This window comes from Spirillospora sp. NPDC046719 (assembly GCF_040645715.1).
In the GTDB taxonomy this organism is placed as follows: Bacteria; Actinomycetota; Actinomycetes; order Streptosporangiales; family Streptosporangiaceae; genus Spirillospora.
Map to the genome: position 1 here is coordinate 1 of NZ_JBEYYT010000652.1, position 3,974 is coordinate 3,974.

General features: G+C 72.3%; 2 protein-coding genes. One reads left to right on the forward strand and one right to left on the reverse strand.

Annotated features, from left to right (window positions below; genetic code table 11):
• Positions 1 to 98 precede the first annotated feature (98 nt).
• Complete coding sequence (locus ABZ914_RS48055; protein ID WP_500201310.1) at positions 99 to 1,610, reverse strand: M20/M25/M40 family metallo-hydrolase; 1,512 nt, start codon at positions 1,608 to 1,610, stop codon at positions 99 to 101.
• Between the two features lie 292 nt (positions 1,611 to 1,902).
• Here ABZ914_RS48055 and ABZ914_RS48060 point away from each other — a divergent pair.
• Positions 1,903 to 3,974 (forward strand): sensor histidine kinase (locus tag ABZ914_RS48060; RefSeq protein WP_500201311.1); only part of this gene is annotated, 2,072 nt, incomplete at its 3' end.

The window sequence follows — 3,974 nt, forward strand, 5'->3', positions numbered from 1 at the left end:
GCCCCACCCCCCGCGCGCCCCCGGCCTGCCGGGCGTCCGGCGGCTCGCACCGCACCTGCACCCCCACCCCCCCCCCCCCCCCGCGGCTCAACGCGCGGTCAGCGGGTGAGGTAGGAGCCCACCCGGGTCGGCGCGGCCGGCTTCGCCGCCGCCTGCTTGCGGGCGAGCGCGTTGCCGTTGACGGTGAGCGTGCTGTGGGCGAACAGCTCGGTGACCGCCGCGGTCGCGTCGATCATCTGGTCGAAGCCCTGCAGGTTCACGTTGTCGTAGCGGTCGCAGGCGGAGTGGTAGCAGGGGTCGTAGGCGACGCCGGCGGTGCCGCCGTACACCTTCGCCTGCGCCTCGGTCTTGATCTTCTCGGCGCCGGTGAAGATGCCGCCCGCCGGGATGCCCGCGGTGATGAAGGCGTTGTAGTCGGAGCGCCCGTCGAACGCGGTCGGGTCGGTGGCGAGGCGGCGTCCGGCGAAGTGGTCGGTGAACGCCTTCTCGATCGCGCCGGTGCCGGGCGGGGTGTCGACGTTGTTGCCGCCCTCGCTGTTGTCGCCGTCGTAGACGAACCGGACGTAGTTCGGCGAGGCGAGCATGTCGAAGTCGAGCATCAGCGCGACTTTGTCCCGCTCGGCCTGCGGCAGGTTGTCGACGTAGTACTGCGAGCCGAGCAGGCCCTCCTCCTCGGCGCCCCAGAAGGCGAACCGCACCTGGTTGCGGACCTTGGCGCCGAGCTTGTGGATCTGCTTGGCCATCTCCAGCAGCGTCGCGGTGCCGGAGCCGTCGTCGTTGATGCCGGGCCCGGCGGTGACGCTGTCGTTGTGCGCGCCGACCACCACGACGTTGTCGGCGCGGCCGCGCGGGGTGTCGGCGATGACGTTGGCCGTCGCGCGCTTCTGGTTGGTGGTGTCGGTCTTGACGTGCAGCGTCACGCCGCCGTTCTGCGCCTGCTTGACGAGGTCGGTGCCGACCGCGTTCGTCGGCCCGACGACGGGGATCGAGAACGGCGTGGTGAGGGTGCCCGCCACCGGTCCCGGCTGGCCGGGCAGCTGGTAGATGACGACGGCGCTCGCGCCGGCGGCGACGGCGTTGCCGGCCTTCACGGAGAAGAAGCAGCCGCCGCGCTGGATCAGCGCGATGCTCCCCTTCGGGAAGCCGGCGAAGTCGCCGGCCTCGCAGCCGCTGCCGGTGCCGGTGGCCCCCGGGTCGACGGGCGTGGCGGCGGCGGTGACGTCACCGGACCCGGAGTACTGGAGCGTCGCGAAGTCGGTGTCGGGAGTGAAGGTCTTCGGGGCCGGCGCGGTCTCGGCGAACGTCGCGGGCGCGTTCTCCTGCCAGAAGTCGAAGGTGAAGTCCTGGACCGTCGGGTGGTAGCCGTAGCGCTTCAGCTGGTCGGCGATGTACTTGATGGTGATCTTGTTGCCGTCCAGGCCCGCGGCGCGGTTGCCGCCGTTGGCGTCCGCGATCTTCTGCAGGTCGAGCTGGTGCTGGCGGACGGCCTTCAAAGTGACGAGGGCGGCCAGCTTGGACCTGTCCGGTCCGGCGGCCTGGGCGTCGGTCGCCGCCAGCGCGGTGGCGGCGAGCGAGAGCCCCAGAAGGGAGGCGAGCGCGGCTCTGCGCATGACCGTGACTCCGTTGCATCGGGGGACAAATTTCACGAAGCGTGACATGTGGGCTTACACCCAACAAGATCTAGAGTTGCCAATCCGCGGCCGTTGCCGGAAGCGGTCAGCGCCGCCCGCGCCCTCCCGTTTCCGCCCATTTCCACGCCGATGTCGAGGTCACTGCGCGTACGCATCCGATAAATAGCAGTTGATACCCCTGGTCAGCGATAAATCCGACTCAGTATGCTGCGGGCCTTTGCAGCTCGGCGACGGAGCGAGCTCCACGACGCACGACACAGGGAGTGAACCGGTGACGCGACCCGACCAGGCGCCCGCGCCGCCGCGGCGTCCGCGCATCCGGACCGGCCGGCCGCGCACCCGCAGCATCAGGCGCCGGATCGCGCTGCTGCTGTCGGTCCCGCTGGCCTCGCTGCTGGTCCTGTGGCTCGTCCCGACCGGCGTCACGCTGTCGAACGCGTTCGAGCGGTACGACTTCGCGACGGTCTACGACAAGGTCGGACTGCCCGCCACCACCGTCATCGAGGCGATGCAGCAGGAGCGCTCCGCGGCCGTCGCGTCGCTGGCCCACCCCAAGGCCGGGAGCGAGACGAGGTTCAAGGAGCAGGCGGCCCGGACGGACACGATGGTCGCGGCGTTCCGCAAGTCGGCCTTCTCCTCCGACGCCGCGGGCGCCATGGACGACGCCGTCGAGCGGCGCGTCCACACGCTCAGCGGCGCGTTCGACGCGCTGGAGTCGCTGCGCGCGCAGATCCGCGTCGACGGCACCACCCCGCTCGGCGCGATCGGCGGCTACAGCAAGATCATCGACGGTACGGTCCGGGTGCTCACCACGCTGGTCAGCGTCAACGCCGTCCCGGTGTACCAGCAGACCAACGCGCTGCTGGACAACTACTGGGCGCGCGAGTTCATGCTGCGCGAGGCCGACCTCGTGTCCGGGCTGCAGCGCGGCGCGCTGGGCTCCGACGAGCGGACCACGTTCGCCGGCTGGGCGAGCACCCGCGCCCAGTTCTTCGAGCTCGGCCGCGCCGCCGGGGACGGCCCGATCGCCAGGATCATGGACGACCTGGCGAACTCGTCGCAGTACACCGCCTACACGGCGCTGGAGAACGCCGTGGTCGACAACGGGTTCGCCCCGTCCCAGCGCGAGTGGCGCACCACGATCGCGGCGCTGTCGCCGGTCTGGCTGCAGGCCGCGGCGAAGGCCGGCGACCAGGTGAGCAACAAGGACGTCAAGCCCGCCGGCCGCCGGATCATGCTCACCTTCTACCTGATCGGCGGGCTCGGGCTGCTGGCCGTGGCGGCCTCGGTGGCCCTGTCGCTGCTGTTCGCCCGCCGCATCACCGAGGAGCTGCGGCACCTGCAGCGGACCGCGCAGGAGCTGGCGCACGAGCGGCTGCCGCGGGTGGTGGCCCGGCTGCGCCGCGGCGACCCCGTCGACGTCGACGCCGAGGCGCCGCCGCCGGTCATCGGCGGCACCCGCGAGATCGCGCTCGTCGGCGAGGCGTTCGGCGCCGTCCAGCGGACCGCGGTGAGCACCGCGGTCGGCGAGGCCGACCTGCGCGCCGCCATCAACCGCGTGTTCGTCAACCTGTCGTGGCGGAGCCAGTCGCTGCTGCACCGCCAGCTCCGGCTGCTGGACCAGATGGAGCGCCGCGCCGCCAGCCCCGAGGAGCTGGACGACCTGTTCCGGCTGGACCACCTCACCACCCGCATGCGCCGGCACGCCGAGGGCCTGGTCATCCTGTCCGGCTCGCCGACCGTCCGCGCCTGGGACCACCCCGTGTCCGCCGAGGACGTCATCCGCGCGGCGATCGCCGAGGTCGAGGACTACACCCGGGTCGAGGTGACCGGCGCGTCGTCGGCCGCGGTGACCGGCACCGTCGTCGCCGACGTGATCCACCTGCTCGCGGAGCTGATCGAGAACGCCGCGTCGTTCTCCCCGCCGACCACCGAGGTCACCGTCAAGCTCGACACGGTGGCGAACGGGCTGGCCGTCGAGATCGTCGACCGCGGCGTCGGGCTCGACCCGGACGAGCGCGACGAGCTGAACCGGCGGCTGTCCAGCACCGTGGAGTTCGACCTGGTCGACACCGAGCGGCTCGGGCTGTTCGTCGTCGCGCGGCTCGCCGACCGGCACGGCATCAGCGTGTCGCTGCAGCCGTCCCCGTACGGCGGGACGACCGCGATCGTGCTCGTCCCGCACTCGCTGGTGGTGCTGGACGAGCCGCACGAGCTGCTGAGCGGCGCCGAGCCGCCGCTGGTCGCGCACCCGGTCGGGTCCGCCACGGGAGCGCCGCGCGGCCTGGCCCGCCCGGCGCGTCCCGCGCTGCCGGGCCCGGCGTACGGCCCCGGCGGGCCCTC

What these genes read in the sequence shown, in the direction of transcription:
- ABZ914_RS48055 (WP_500201310.1), bottom strand. Translation starts at nt 1,610, where the DNA reads ATGCGCAGAGCCGCGCTCGCCTCCCTTCTGGGGCTCTCGCTCGCCGCC.